Origin of the sequence: Sphingobacterium spiritivorum (assembly GCF_016725325.1) — a bacterium.
GTDB lineage: Bacteria > Bacteroidota > Bacteroidia > Sphingobacteriales > Sphingobacteriaceae > Sphingobacterium.
In genome coordinates, this window is record NZ_CP068083.1 from 2,488,551 (window position 1) to 2,504,125 (window position 15,575).

The window sequence follows — 15,575 nt, forward strand, 5'->3', positions numbered from 1 at the left end:
AAATCTATTTATCCCACCAAACTTTATTATAGAATTTATCGTTATCCTTAATCTGCTGAGACATGTTCATATTATCAGCATATTCTTTACTCGGATATTTGAATCGGTCTAACGGTTTTGGAGTCTGCCCTGAGTCCTCTATATATCGTAATACAGGATGATTGTACCGTCTTATATCAGCCCATGCTTCATACATCTGCAGCGGACCAAAATGAATCCAGCGTTGTATTCCGATTGCTTCGTCCTTACCAATACCGGGATTTTGATAGTAATTGGTAAAGTAGTAATTCGCTACATCTTCTTTCTGAGCATCAGTAGGAGGGGTTAAAGTACCTACTTCTACACCATTATTTTTAGTGTTGAGATTTCTTACATAGTAATACCAATCGATAGATTGTTTAATGCCGGTTTTGAATGCGGTTTCTGCGGCAGCTCCTTGTAAAACTTCTGCTTTCAAAAATTGAGTTTCTGCTGCTGTAAACAATACACCGGGTAAAAAGTTATTGAAACGCATTGTTGTGGAGTCAATGAAGGAATACAAATTGTTGTTCAAAGAATCCGAAACGTCCTGTGTGGCTGTTGATAAGGGGTTTATTCCTGCATAGTTTCCGTTTATGTTCTTTGCAAACATGACACGTAATCTGGGATCTGAAAAACTACCTTTTTTTAGAATATCCAGCATGGCCTTTCCTGCTACTACTCCGGAGAATCCGCCTCGTGGTCCTCCTTCATGCTGATTGTCGATGGCAAAAAGATTTGGTCCCTTTGAGGCAATAAGTGCATTATCGGCATTACTTTCAATCAATGGGTTTTGCGCAGGATTATTCAGTATAGTAGAAATTTCCTGATTTGCCGAAGTACCCATTTCCGGAGTTCCTTTTACCCTTACTAAAAGACGTAAGCGCAGTGAATTTGTTAATTTCTGCCATTGAGATGATTTTCCTGCATAGATAAAATCAAATTTGGTTAACATAGTGCTGCCCAGTGAAGTAGGTTGAGGCGTGGTAACCAGAAATGCTGCGTTTTCACGAAGACGGGTCAGCATAAAATTATATATATCCTGCTGTGTGTCATATTTTGGAAATACAATCTGATTACTGCTGCGGATATAGCCTGCTTCACTAAAAGGAATGTCTCCCCACATATCCGTTTTCTTGACCAATTCGTTAATTAGTATAGCATCTGAAGCAATCATCATATGTTTGTAGTCGGCTTTTTTTGTTTCATCTAATGCATTGTATTTAGTTTCTATTTCTCTGTATAATTGCAGGATTTCAGTATAAAATCTGTTCCAGTGATCCAATACATAGGTGTCTGTTGGATTGTAACGGTTTAGCCCGTTTTGATAACCTACTATTTGGGTGTAGACACCAACTGTACTTTTCTGTAAGGTAGTCAGATCCCAATATTGCATATGGTACCTGCTTAATGTAGAGAATTTTCCAAAAAGTGTTTCTACACTTGCTGTCTGACTGTTGTCCGGATTATAGTAATCCTCTTTTAACTGCTCTTTACATCCTGTTATAAAAATGGGAAGTAATGCAATTATCAAATAGGATAGTTTTAATGTCGTTTTCATGTTATCTGCTTTTAGTTGTGATTTAAATTCCGAATTTTAGCGAGAATCCGTATGATCTGCTAGTTGGTATTCCATAGCGGTCTAATCCCATTTCACGTGGAGTTGTTCCGATTGCAGACTCAGGGTCTATATTCGGTACGTTTTTGTAAATGTAAAATAGATTTCTGCCGATCAGAGAGAGCGTCACATTGCGGGCTTTTAATCTGGTCGCAAGTCGGGCTGGAAGGGTATACGAAAGAGTAACCTCACGAAGTTTTACATATGAATTATCATAGATTTGATTGTCGTAAATTCCTGAATTCCAGTAATTATTAAATAAATAGTAATAAGAGGCCAACATTATTGTATTATTCTTGGTACCATCCTCTTTGTATCCATCTGAAATAATCCCGTCATCAAAGATACGTCCACCAAATTTGGCATCACCAGGGACAGGTGTTCCAGGTTGAACAGCAACATTTTTACCATCAGCAGCCACATAATAACTTATTCCTCCACGAGCAGCGTCGCGCCCCTGTAGGGTGGATGCTAGTTTTCCCGAAGCTGTATTCTGATAATTGGATAATGAAAAGATATCTCCGCCTATACGATAATCTATTAAGGCTGTTAATCCGATTTTTCCGCTTCCGGTATCAAAAGAAATATTGTTAGTGATTCCCCCAATTCCCTTTGGAGTCACATTTCCTCTTACTGATGGTGTATTATCTTTTATATAATATCCTTCATCATCGACCAGTTTATTACCATTTTGGTCAAGCTTGTAAGAATAGGTCATAATATCTCCATATGCAGCATTTGGTGATGCCACGACCATTACGGCATTGTTATCTATATCTGCTAATTTCACGTATTGTCCTCCGGTCGGTAATTCAGAAATGCGATTCCGGTTAAAGGAAAAGTTCACTCCGACATTGTAATTCCAGACTTCATTTTTAACCGGATTAGCATTCAGTCCGATCTCTAATCCATAGTTTGTCATTTTTGCGAGATTTGACAACATCGATGTCACACCTGAAGATCCCGGTACATCAATATAGGTTATCTGATCTTTAATTGCATTGTTATAGTAAGTTATGTCCACTCCGATTCTGTTGTCGAAAAGTTTAGATTCCAAGCCGACTTCAAATTCTCTTTTACGCTCAGGTCTGATATAATCATTCCCATAGACTGTGGGCCAGAAATTGACAATGACACCGTTGATTGTTTCCTGTTTGTAGGCATTGTTTGCGGCATAGGCAGATAGATCATTACCTACAAATCCGTAAGCCGTACGTAATTTGGAATAGTTTAGCCAATCTGGTCTATTAGCTAAAGATTCGGATATAATCCAACTTAGGCTCATAGATGGATATGTAAAACTATTATTTGCGGGAGGAAGTGTAGATGAGCTTTCCCTTCTTACAGAAAATTCTCCAAACAACAGATTTTTATATCCCAAAGTTGCTATTCCGAAAATACCTGTCCGTGTTACTTTTCCTCTTCCAAACCCTGTGTTAACTCTGTCTAGGGAATTATTGAGACTGAAAAAGTTTTCCTGTACCAAACCTCCGGCAGTAGCTATGGATGTGTATTGATTTTTTTCTTGCTTTAGCATTGCTCCTAAGGAAATCCCTACTTCAAAGTCATTAAAGGATTTATTGTAACTGCTAAGGAAGTCACCGTAAGTAACACGCTGATTGCCATTTCTTGTCCCATAATATCCGCTATTTGCAAAGGCAACGTTTTGCGTATTTGGATTCTCTGTTTCATTATTATTCGAAGTAAGGTCATTTCCTAGTCTGATACGAAAGGATAGCGGATCAATGGGTTTATAGTTTAATGTGGCGGAAGTGATAAACCTGTTTTCTCTTGTCATGTCTTTGTTTACCAGGTTGTTCCATAAAATATTCTGCATGTATTGAGTTGCAGATGTTCCATATAATATATATTCTTCCGGATCCCAGGTTTTGTTGTTAGTAAACTGGTATCCTTTGGCAGTTTTGTACTTACTTCTTACTACTTCAGCCTTTTCTGCAAGGTTGTAACCATAAGCATTCACGTTGTTAATGAGATAAGGCCGGTTAAGCGTATATGTATTGATATAGGAAGTGGTAAGGTCAAATGTGATCTTTTTGGAAACATTCAGTGTTCCATTGAAGTTGAAGTTGTTACGGTTTTGTTTGGTGCCTGGTGATATGCCTTTGAAATCATTTCTGTTATAAGAAAAACGAAACGACCCCAGATCTCCGGCATTGGACAGGGATAAACTGTAGTTGTTTGTACCCCCATTATCATACAGCTTCTTCATGCCATTGGGTTGTGCACTGTATTGCCGGATTTCACCGTCCCACCACATGACATCTCTGTTGTCAAACTTAGGTCCGTAGTTGCCCCATGATCCCATTGAAGGTCTGATGTATGATTTGCCATCTCTTCCGGTGGTTTTGAAGAAGCCATCTGCATCTGAGCCGGCAGTTAACAAACCATTGGGACCAGTCCAGCCATAGCCAGGGCCAAATTCATGTTGAAATTCAGGCAAAAAGGCAAGTCTTTCAGACTGCATATTCATATTGAAGTCAATCCCAAGGCCCGTTTTTTGTGATCCTTTTTTAGTTGTAATAACTAAGACTCCACCTACGGCTTCAGAACCATACAGTGCGGAGGCAGGAGCTCCTTTTAATATGGAGATAGATTCTATGTCGTTGGGATTTACATCAAGCAATCCATTTCCCATAATCCGAGATTCATCCCACATGCCTTGGGTATTGGCTTCTCCGTTTCGGATAGGAATCCCATCCAGAATAATTAAAGGTTGTCTTGCAAAACTGATAGAGTTTTGTCCCCGAATAGTAATGCCACTCGCTGCGATCTGACCGCCGGGTGAGGTCTGTATACGTACTCCCGGAGCCTTACCGTACAGAGAGGCACCAATACTGGGAGATCCTTCCTGTATATCCTCTGCTTTAACAGTACTGACGGCATAGCCTAATTTTCTTTGATCGCGTTTAATCCCCATCGCTGTGACTACGACTTCCTCCAAAGCTCCTTCATCTGCGGTTAAGGTTACATTAATCGTTTTAGTGGAACCCACTGAAATTTCCTGAGAAATGTATCCTACCATAGAAAAACGTAATTTTTCTCCTGATGAAGCCTGAATGGAATAACTTCCATCCGATCCGGATTGGGTACCTCTGGAAGTGCCTTTTACAGCAATGTTTACTCCCGGTAAATTTCCATTCGCATTCGTTACTTTTCCTGTAACGATCTGCTGTGCACATACACTTGTTATCGAGAAGATCGATAGTAGCATGATTGTGCAACATGTTTGATAGAACTGTTTCATGTTAGTTATTGATTTAGTAGTGAGTTTACAAGATTTTCGAGTGAGTATTCCAGAACTATGCAAGCTGAGCCTATCAACTGCGCCCTGTCTGTCATATTTGATATAATAATGGTTGTCTTTTGTGCTATTTTGGGAATACAGAATTCATTAATGGCGGTTTGGATTTGCGGCATCAGAATAGATCCGGCCTGCGCACCTCTGCCACTTAGTATAATTTTTTCCGGATTTAAAATATGTATAAGTGTTGCTATTCCTTTGCCAAGCATATAACCGGACTTAGCCAGTGCGGAAATAGCCAGCTGATCACCTTCGAGGGAGGATTGAATTAATAGATGACTATTTCCAGGTTTGTTATTGGTTAGTTGATGTGCTAATATAGATTTCTCTCCGCTTTTAAGCTTTTCCTCTGCAAATTCCACTGCAGCGGGCAGGGACGCTTCGACTTCTAAGCATCCTCTTTTTCCACAAGAGCATAGCTTGTTGCTGTCAGATAATGGAATATGGCTAAACTCTCCGGCATACCCGCTGTATCCTCTGAATAATTTATTATCAACAATAATTCCCAATCCTACACCCCAACCAATATTTATAATGAGCGCATGTGACGTGTCTTTGGCTTTTCCAAAATATTGCTCTGCGATTGCTATTGCCGATGAATCATTTTCTAAAAATGTAGGTATCTGAAACTTATGCCCGATATTACGTTTGATATGGAATAAATTCTCATTTTTATCTGCGTATGAACCATTGGTGCCAAGTATATTATCAACAAAACCCGGCATGCTTATTCCGATGCCTAGAATATTATGCTGATTGTAATTGCCTTGATTAAGTATATTTTCTATTGATTCAACAATGTTTTGAAAAGTAAGGTCGGGGTTGTTTAAGTTATTTTCAAGTGTAAGAATGGGGGTTTGCTCCTCATTGGACATATTATAGATTACAGTCCGAATGTAATGCTGATCCACTGCCACGGAAAGAATGAATTTGTTTAGTTTCGGATTAATACTGTATCGGGTTGGTCTGCGCCCTCCTGTACTGGGAGCCAGGCCATCATCTATAATCAACTGATCATAGTAAAGTTCGTTAATAATTTTACTTATACTGGGAATGCTTTTTTTTGTCTTAGCACTCAGTTCTGCAATGGAATGAGCTTTATTGTAGTATAATATATTCATTATAAGCTCTTTGTGGCTTAAGTTTGATTTGTCCATTTTAGGTTAATGTAGTTAGTTTACTTTGTTGTGATTAAGATAAAGTTAATATAAATATTTTTTAACTTCAAAATATTTTACACAAAAATTATAAAGTATTTTTTATTGAAATTAACAAATAATCTCTTTATGTTAATTTTTATTGAATTTCTGCAGTTTTGATTTTGTTTTATTCATTTTTTTAGGTTTTATTCTGAAAGTTACTTTCAGTATTAAATTTTGAATAACATTTATAAATTTTCTTTACTTTTAGAAATTAACTTGTTGTTAATAGAAATGCTCGTTTGTATTCTGTTAGCGGGAAGGATAAGTGTGCGCGCATCTTTGTGCGTGTTTTAGTATTAAAAATGCTTCAAAAAATATGTTTTTATTAAATTGTACGAGAGCAATTCAAATATTTTCTATATTAGCTCCTGTAATCCTATTTTATATCAAACAACTTCTTACTTCAAAATAAGAACACACACATTGTCCCATGAAACAACGTTATTATTCTCTGGATGTATTTAGAGGAGCTACTGTCGCACTTATGATCATGGTTAATAATCCTGGATCATGGGGGCATATGTTTGCGCCTCTTAAACATGCGGAATGGCATGGCTGTACACCTACAGATCTTGTTTTTCCATTTTTTCTGTTTGCAGTCGGAAACGCAATGTCTTTTGTTATTCCGCGGTTACAGGAGGCTGGACCTGCTGTTTTCTGGCAAAAAGTATTGAAGAGAACAGTTCTTATATTTTTAATAGGTCTGTTTATCAACTGGTGGCCTTTTGTGCAATGGGCGCAGGATACGCTTGTCTTTAAGCAATGGAGTTATGCAGATGATCCGATGCGTGGAGTGCGTATATTAGGTGTATTACAGCGGATAGCATTAGCGTATTGTTTTGCCTCTATCATTGCTTACTATTTCAGGGAAAAGGCTATTATCTGGATTTCAGCCTTGATTTTAGTGTTGTACTGGGCTATCTGTGCATTTATGGGAACATCCGGAGATCCATACAGTTTACAAGGCTGGTTCGGTACCGCATACGACATTCAGATTTTAGGAGTTGCCCATGTGTATAAAGGAGAGGGAGTTCCTTTTGATCCGGAGGGGTTGATGAGTACATTGCCTGCAATTGTACAAGTTGTACTGGGGTATCTTGCCGGTACTTATATCAAGAAGCAGGGGCAGGTAGATTGGTTATGGAAAAAAGTTCCTGCATCTCATGAACCACACTTTAAATTATTGTCCGGATTGTTTGTGACCGGTTTTATTTTGGTTGTTCTGGCATGGGTATGGTCTTTAGGTTTTCCGATCAATAAGAAGATATGGACGAGTTCGTATGTATTGTATACAACGGGTTTGGGTATAATGACGATAGGAGGTATGATCTGGTTTATAGAGGTTCAAGGTGTTAAAAATAGTCTGACACGATTTTTTGATGTATTCGGAAAAAATCCTTTGTTCATCTTTGTGTTAAGTGGTTTGTTACCTCGTTTAGTCGGATTATGGCGGATACCGGACGGAGTAGGAGAGGATGGTCTGCCGGTTTATACCAATGCGCTCAACTGGTTCTATTCTCATGTTTGTGCACAATTGCCAGGTCCGCCTGAAGTCGGATCTTTTGCGTATTCTCTATGCTTTCTTGCTTTTATGTGGGTGATCTGCTATATACTGGATAAAAAGAAAATTTATATAAAGGTGTAATTTTAAGTTTTAATACCTATCTTTGCAGCCAATTAACAGAATTTTTAACGCTTTAATATTATTCAAGAGATGTATTTAAGTAAAGAGTACAAAGCTGATATCTTCGCAGAATTTGCCGGAGCAGCTACAAACACAGGATCTACTGAAGGTCAGGTGGCATTATTCACTAAAAGAATTGCTCACTTAACTGGGCATTTGAAAAACAACAGAAAAGACTTCGCAACACAACGTTCACTACAGAAATTAGTAGGTAAACGTCGTTCTTTGTTAGCATATCTTTACAAGAAAGATATCGAAAGATATCGTGCGATCATCAAAGGCTTAGGTTTACGTGATATTATCAAATAAGCTTTTAGTAAAACACATGAAAAGGCTGTTCATCGAAAGATAAGCAGCCTTTTTTTATGGTTAATGATCTAATTGGAAAGGGATAGAGCCTTTCTTTTAAGCTTGATATCTCCTGTAATTTGCAACATATACCGACCTCCGGTTAAAGTCTTGCCTGCCGGTAAGGTATTTTGGTGGATAACTCCTCGTAAGGACTGTTTCACTTTAGATATTTTATCTTACCTTTGTGCTGAATTTAAAAGTTTTAATATATTGACGCGCTGCCAAAATGATGAAAAGCGTGTCGCAATGAACAAAAAATGAGTTATAACGAAATCAAAACAATTATCGATATGGGTAATGGCACCCAAATCGAACTGTCTACTGGTAAATTAGCTAAACAAGCTGATGGTTCAGTAGTCGTCAAACAAGGTGATACGATGTTGCTGGCTACAGTTGTTTCTGCAAGAGAAGCTAAGCCGGGAGTAGACTTTTTACCTTTATCCGTAGATTATCAAGAAAAATATGCGGCTACAGGCCGTATTCCTGGTGGTTTTCTACGTCGTGAAGCCAGATTGTCAGACTATGAGGTGTTGATCTCTCGTTTGGTAGACAGAGCTTTACGCCCGTTATTCCCTGAAAACTATCACGCAGATACACAAGTAATGATCAGTCTGATCTCTGCAGATAAAGATATTATGCCTGATGCATTAGCAGGTCTTGCTGCATCAGCTGCTATCGCAGTTTCAGATATTCCTTTCAATGGTCCTATTTCAGAAGTTCGTGTTGCTAAAATCGACGGCGAGTTGGTCATCAACCCGAAATTATCAGATCTGGAACGTGCTACTTTAGAATTTATCGTAGCAGGTTCTGCACAGGATATCGGTATGGTGGAAGGTGAAGCAAATGAAATTTCGGAGACTGAAATGGTTGAAGCAATTGCTTTCGCTCACGAAGCTATCAAGAAACAAATCGCTGCACAGGTAGAATTGGCTAATCTTGTCGGTGCTACTGTGAAACGTGAATACAATCACGAACCTTCAAACCCTGAGTTACGTGAAGCGATTTTTGCTGCTACATACGATAAAGTATATGCAATCGCAAAATCAGGTTCAACAAAACACGAACGTGGAGAGAAATTTTCTGAGATCGGTGAAGAATTCTTCGTTACTCTTGGAGAAGAAATCGATGATGATACAAAATTCCTGGCTAAAAAATATTTTCACGATGTACAGTACGATGCAGTACGTAATTTAGTGCTGGATGAAGGAATCCGTCTGGATGGTCGTGATGTACGTACAGTACGTCCGATCTGGTCAGAAGTGAATTACCTTCCGGCTGCCCACGGATCTGCTGTATTCACACGTGGTGAAACACAATCATTGACTTCAGTTACTCTGGGTGCTAAAGACGATGAGCAGATGATAGACGGTGCATTTATTAATGGATACAACAAATTTATCCTGCACTATAACTTCCCTGCATTCTCTACAGGTGAGGTCAGACCTAACAGAGGCCCTGGTCGTCGTGAAGTAGGTCATGGTAACCTGGCTATGCGTTCATTGAAGCAAGTATTACCAGCAGATGCTGAAAACCCATATACGATTCGTGTAGTGTCCGATATTCTGGAGTCTAACGGTTCGTCATCAATGGCGACTGTATGTGCCGGAACATTGGCGTTAATGGATGCAGGTGTGAAACTGAAAGCTCCTGTATCTGGTATTGCAATGGGTCTGATCACAGATGAGAAAACAGGTAAATATGCAATCTTATCTGATATCCTTGGTGACGAAGATCACCTGGGTGATATGGACTTTAAAGTAACAGGTACTTCAAAAGGTATCGTAGCTTGTCAGATGGACCTTAAGATCAATGGTCTTAAATGGGAAGTGTTGACACAAGCTTTGGATCAAGCCAAAGAAGCTCGTCTTCATATTCTTGGAGAGATGGCTAAAACTATTTCTGCTCCTCGTGAAGATTACAAACCACATGCACCACGCATTATTCAGATCATTATCGATAAAGAATTTATCGGTGCTGTTATCGGGCCAGGTGGTAAGATTATTCAGGAGATGCAACGCGAAACCGGAGCTACTATCTCAATCGAAGAGGTGGATAACAAAGGTATCGTACAGATCTTTGCCGATAACAAAGCCGCTATCGATGAAGCTACAGCTCGTATCAGAGCGATCGCTGCTAAACCAGAGATTGGTGCTACATACGAAGGTAAAGTGAAATCTATCATGCCATTTGGTGCTTTCGTAGAAATCATGCCGGGTAAAGACGGATTGTTACATATCTCAGAAATCGATTGGAAACGTTATGAAACAATGGACGGAATCTTCAAAGAAGGAGATAAAGTTACGGTCAAATTGTTGGATGTAGATAAACAAGGTAAAATGAAGCTTTCACGTAAAGCGTTATTGCCTCGTCCTCCGAGAGAAGATAAACCTCAGCAAGAGCAAAAAAGTGCTGAACAGGCACCTCAGAACGATGCGCCTCAGGCGTAATCCTCATGAGCTTTAGATAAAGAACAGCCCACCTTTGGTGGGCTTTTTTATTGTCTTTTTTTGCTGGATAACAGAGGAAATATAATTTCTACAAGGAAAGAAGGGGTAACTAAAAAAGGCATTCTGATTTAATTCAGAATGCCTTTTGAATGATGTTTCTTATTCTGCTCGTTACAGCATGATAACACCTTTTATTTTAGCCACTTCCTGATAGTAGTGTACAACTTCATCCGCATCGTTTACCGTTACATTAACAGTTATGGAATTATATTTTCCGGTTTTAGACTCTTTTACAGAGAATTGAGCATCTTTTCCTGAAAAAATAGATTTGATCTGATTCAATTGCTCTTCGTCTTTTGGTAAAATAAATTTGAAGGTATAAACACTTGGAAAAGTTTCTACATCCTGTAATCTTTCTTTGAAAGTTGTGTAGAAATCTTTTTGGTTATCGTTTCCATCACCGATGTCCTGAATATTTATATTTTTCAAATTACTCATTTTAATCTCCTTTTTTAGTTACGTTATAGTATTAACAAATTCTATTCCTTTGTGTTTTGGATGTCATTCTGTCAGTCAAAAAAGAAGGGTTGCTTAATCCATTAAGCAACCCTTCTTCTTAGTTTTCTATAGCTGATGGCCAGCTGTCTTTGTTCTTACCGAAATTTTTATTTGCTGTACTGCTCATTTCGATTTCAAGCTGACCGCCTTTACTGATGTCACCGTGTGTGATATAGGTTTTGTGATACGGTTTTCCGTCCAGTTTGATTGATTTGATGTACGTATTGTTTTTGCCCTGATTTTTGACATTAATAACAAATTTGCTTCCGTTAGGCAGATTAATAGTTGCTTTTTCCATTAATGGTGATCCGAACACATAAGTTCCGATCATCGGGTTAAGAGGGTAGAAGCCCATAGCCGAAAATACATACCAGGCACTCATCTGTCCCACATCATCATTTCCGCATAAGCCATCAGGGGCTGAAGTGTAAAATTCAGTCATCGCTTTTCTTGCCAGTGCTGCACCTTTCCATTGTTCGCCCGCATAAGCATACAGGTAAGGGATGTGGTGATTGGGTTCATTACCCTGTGCATATTGACCAATCAGTCCTGATATGTCAGGAGAAGCTTCGTCACCCAGTTGGGATGACATAGTCGTGAATTCATCCAGCTTCTTCAGGAAGTTATTTTCTCCGCCGAATAAGTTGATCAGGCCTTTTACATCCTGAGGGACTAACCAGGTGTATTGCCATGCATTTCCCTCACAATAGTCGTTTTCACGGTGTTTAGCCATTAAAGGATTGAATGGTCTGCGGAATTCTCCGTTGACACGTCTGCCAACAAAATGTCCTACTTCTTTATCAAAGTACTTCTCATACAGTTTATAACGCTTTTGGAAATAGGCTACATCTTCCTGTTTACCTAATTTCTCTGCTATTTTATATGCTCCAAAATCAGCGATAGCATATTCCAGTGCCCAGGCTACAGATTCGTGATCCATGCTGTCGATAGGAATGTAAGTCAGATCACGCACAAAACGTAAGCCGTTATCATAGCCCATGGCTGTTGTTTTGACAGCTTCCCATGCCATTTCTTCTTCTTCTTTCGTTAGAAATCCTTTTAGTACTGCATCAGCAATAATCGGAATAGCCGGAAGGCCTACCATGGTGTTTGTTTCATTCCCCTGTAAATGCCATACCGGTAATTTGCCTTGCTGCTCATAGATAGCAAGCATAGACTTAATAAAATCACGTACAACCTGCGGTTCTTCAGTAATAGTCATCAAAGGGTGCAGAGCACGGTAGGTGTCCCAAAGTGAGAAGACCGTATGATTTGTAAAGTCTTGTTTTTCGTATACCTGTTTATCTGTACCTAAGTAGTCACCGTTTGCATCATTAAAAATAGTCGGGGCAAAATAGGTGTGGTACAAAGCAGTGTAGAATATTTTCTTGGTATCTGCGTCACCTTGAAAGTCAATTTTTCCAAGTGTTTTATTCCATTTTGTATCTGCAAGAGCCGCTGTTTTATCAAAATTCCATCCCGGTATTTCGGCATCTATATTGGCTAATGCATTGACTGTACTGACAGGAGAAAGTCCGACTTTTAGTTCAATAGTTTTGTTTTTAACAGCGTCAAAGTATAGTGCGGCTTTGATTCCAAGTCCCTTTACAACCTGACTTCCAAATTTTGGGGTTTTATCATCATAAAAGTCGACTTTCTGGATTGGAACAGAAGTTTTCAGCGCGAAGTATACTTTCTGATCATTGGCCCATCCTGTAGAAAAACGGTAACCTACGAATGTACTGTCATTGATTTGCTTAATGTAAGTATCTGTAGTTTTATCCCAGTTCATCTTAAATGCAAGATCAATCAGGATATGTGCGTTGTCTGTCTTTTCATACGTGTATTGATGATATCCTACACGCTCAGATGCCGTCAGTTTAGCCTTTACCTTGTAATCATCAAGATACACACTGTATAGTCCGGCGACAGCTTTTTCATTCTCTTTGGCAAAATGAGAGCCATATCCCGTATCCATTTTGTCAAATTGAGCAGGTTGAAGTTGCAGCTTACCGTTAGCCGGTACAATCATAATATCATTCAGATCTCCGATACCGGTTCCGCTGAGATGTGTATGTGTAAATCCCAGTATATCTTTACTTTTGAAATTATATCCGCTTACCCAATCCCATCCGTTGAATTTGTCCCAGGTCTGAGCGATCTGGGTCGGACCTAATTGTACGGCTCCCAACGGAACATTGGCACCGACGAATACGTGGCCATGTCCTGCAGACCCGATCAGAGGATCCACATATTGGGTGAAATTTTGAGCCTGAGCACATGAAAGACTAAGGCCTGCTGAGGCAACTATGGAGATTAAAACTTTAATTCCTGCACTTTTCATTCAGTATTTGTTTTATAGATTGTTATTAAAATAAGGATAATATTACAAAAAATATTTAAATATGCCTATTAAAACCTTTTAGCAATTTTGTAAAAATTATAATAGATTATATGCTAAAAATTTTTTAGCTTCGTTATTCAATCAATTTTACCTATACAGTTACAGGATGAAGAAAAGAATTTTAATTAGCGATATTGCTAAAGACTTGGGCATCTCCGTCACCACCGTTTCTTTTATTTTAAATGATAAAGCCAAAGAAAAGCGAATTAGCGATGGTCTGACGAAGCGTGTGCTTGATCACGTGAAGAAAGTCGGATATAAACCAAACCAACTTGCTAAAAGTTTGCGCACCGGGAAAACTAAAATTTTAGGCTTGCTGGTAGAGGATATTTCGAACCCTTTCTTTTCCAATATTGCTAAACTGATCGAAGGAAAAGCTTATGCCAGCGGATACCATATTATCTATTGTAGTATGGACAATGACGAAACAAAATCCAAGGAGCTTATCCAGATGTTTTACGATCGTCAGATTGACGGATTTATTATCACTCCTTCTGAAGGATTGGATGAAACCATCACACAATTACAACAGAATAATGTACCTCTTATTCTTTTTGATCGTTATCTCGCGAATGTGGAAACCAATTATGTGATTACTGACAATTTCAAAGGTGCATATGATGCTACTGATCATCTGATCGGACAGGGATTCAAGCGTGTTGGATTTGTCTCGCTGTATTCCGATCAGACACAGATGAGAGACCGGTTGGAAGGTTATATGAAAGGTATAGATAAATATAAGAAGCAGGCTTTTATTAAAAAGGTACAGCAGGATGCTCCGGAAGAGGAGCGGGTACGTGAGATCGATGAGTTCATTGAGGATAACAGACTGGATGCTGTCGTTTTTGCAACCAATTATCTGGCTATTGACGGCCTGAAAGCCGTGAAAATCAATCAGCGGAAACTACCTGCAATGGTTGCATTTGATGATCATACACTGTTCAAGCTATATGAACCATCCATTACCGTCGTGTCTCAGCCTATTGCTGAAATTGCAGATGAGCTTATTACAGCGCTGTTGGGACAGATACAAGGAAAAAATAAGAAACTAAAGCAGGTTGTATTGCCTTGTGAACTCAAAATAAGAGAATCCTCTCTGATCAGTGCGAACTGATCAGAGTGAGATTTTTTAATCTTCCACGAATTTCATGGATATAGAATTGACACAGTGACGTGTATTCTTAGCGGTGAACTGTTCACCTGTAAATACGTGTCCCAGATGTGCGCCACAAGCGTTACAGACGATCTCTGTACGTCTGCCATCCGCATCAGGGACATGTTTTACGGCTCCTTTTATCTCATCGTCAAAACTTGGCCAGCCACAGTGAGATTCAAATTTGTCTTCTGAGCGATAGAGTGGGGCATTGCATCTTTTACAGATATAAGTGCCTTTTTTCTTGTTTTCCAATAAAGTCCCGGTAAAAGGGTATTCTGTTCCCTTACGTAAGATTACGTATTCTTCTTCAGGAGTCAGTTCGTTGTATTTGCTGTTATCGTCCATCTTTAATGTGTTTTTTATAGTGTCGCTTGTATTTTCTCCGGAGTACAATGAACCGGTTGCAAACGTGGTGCCAATGATCCATAAAGACAGTAGGACAGAGAGGGATATAAATAATTTTCTTAGCATAAAATGACTGTCATTACTTTAGTTTATGATGACACGGCGATTCGCTTTTTCAGGGCTTTGGTTTTGCCGGATATTTGTCTGTTTCCAGCAGTAAATATCCTAATATATTGGGGTATATTTGTCATCAGAAAAACAAAAATAACGTTAAATCCGTTGAACAGAGCTATAAAAACAGTTGTTCTACCATGAATCACGAGGGGCGAAAAATCCAATTTGTTTAGAATGATTATAAATTGATAAATTACGTCATGAAATTGTCAGCGATTGCTTAATAAGTTATACTTTTGTGGCACTATATGGGAGGAGTGTCTTCTTATATAGTCGGATTAAAAATTTTTATATTC

Annotated in this window: 10 protein-coding genes; 4 read left to right on the forward strand and 6 right to left on the reverse strand. The window is 38.9% G+C overall.

From position 1 onward, the window contains the following. Nucleotides 1–4: 4 nt before the first annotated feature. Genes I6J02_RS10230 through I6J02_RS10240 form a run of 3 tightly spaced genes read right to left on the reverse strand, consistent with a single transcriptional unit; the run spans nt 5 to nt 6,079 of the window. Nucleotides 5–1,579, reverse strand: a complete 1,575-nt coding sequence (locus I6J02_RS10230; RefSeq protein WP_201681572.1) for a SusD/RagB family nutrient-binding outer membrane lipoprotein — start codon at nt 1,577–1,579, stop codon at nt 5–7. A gap of 22 nt (nt 1,580–1,601) precedes the next feature. Next, a complete protein-coding gene (locus I6J02_RS10235) occupies nt 1,602–4,868 on the reverse strand; it encodes a SusC/RagA family TonB-linked outer membrane protein (RefSeq protein WP_201681573.1) in 3,267 nt (1,088 codons plus the stop codon). A 38-nt stretch (nt 4,869–4,906) separates the two neighbouring features. Then, a complete protein-coding gene (locus I6J02_RS10240) occupies nt 4,907–6,079 on the reverse strand; it encodes an ROK family protein (protein WP_236582402.1) in 1,173 nt (390 codons plus the stop codon). Nucleotides 6,080–6,590: 511 nt separating this feature from the next. Here I6J02_RS10240 and I6J02_RS10245 point away from each other — a divergent pair. The 3 genes from I6J02_RS10245 (at nt 6,591) to pnp (ending at nt 10,642) form a co-directional block, all read left to right on the forward strand. After that, complete coding sequence (locus tag I6J02_RS10245; protein ID WP_201681575.1) at nt 6,591–7,805, forward strand: acyltransferase family protein; 1,215 nt, start codon at nt 6,591–6,593, stop codon at nt 7,803–7,805. A 69-nt stretch (nt 7,806–7,874) separates the two neighbouring features. Further along, complete coding sequence (gene rpsO / locus I6J02_RS10250) at nt 7,875–8,153, forward strand: 30S ribosomal protein S15 (protein WP_003008102.1); 279 nt, start codon at nt 7,875–7,877, stop codon at nt 8,151–8,153. A gap of 299 nt (nt 8,154–8,452) precedes the next feature. Further along, on the forward strand, nt 8,453–10,642 hold the full coding sequence (gene pnp / locus I6J02_RS10255; protein ID WP_201681576.1) for a polyribonucleotide nucleotidyltransferase: 2,190 nt from the start codon (nt 8,453–8,455) through the stop codon (nt 10,640–10,642). A gap of 171 nt (nt 10,643–10,813) precedes the next feature. Here pnp and I6J02_RS10260 read toward each other — a convergent pair whose 3' ends face one another. Together I6J02_RS10260 and I6J02_RS10265 are read right to left on the reverse strand one after the other, a co-directional pair. Further along, nucleotides 10,814–11,140, reverse strand: a complete 327-nt coding sequence (locus I6J02_RS10260) for a DUF493 domain-containing protein (RefSeq protein WP_115169861.1) — start codon at nt 11,138–11,140, stop codon at nt 10,814–10,816. A gap of 118 nt (nt 11,141–11,258) precedes the next feature. Further along, nucleotides 11,259–13,544, reverse strand: coding sequence for a GH92 family glycosyl hydrolase (locus tag I6J02_RS10265; RefSeq protein WP_201681577.1), 2,286 nt, complete (start codon nt 13,542–13,544; stop codon nt 11,259–11,261). Between the two features lie 166 nt (nt 13,545–13,710). On the opposite strand from I6J02_RS10265, the gene I6J02_RS10270 reads away from it, so the two are divergent. After that, entirely contained in the window at nt 13,711–14,718 is a 1,008-nt protein-coding gene (locus I6J02_RS10270) for a LacI family DNA-binding transcriptional regulator (RefSeq protein WP_201681578.1), read from the forward strand. 15 nt (nt 14,719–14,733) lie between these two features. On the opposite strand, the gene I6J02_RS10275 is transcribed toward I6J02_RS10270, so the two are convergent. Further along, nucleotides 14,734–15,231 (reverse strand): methionine-R-sulfoxide reductase, encoded by a 498-nt coding sequence (locus I6J02_RS10275; protein ID WP_201681579.1) that lies wholly within the window; start codon nt 15,229–15,231, stop codon nt 14,734–14,736. Nucleotides 15,232–15,575: the final 344 nt, after the last annotated feature.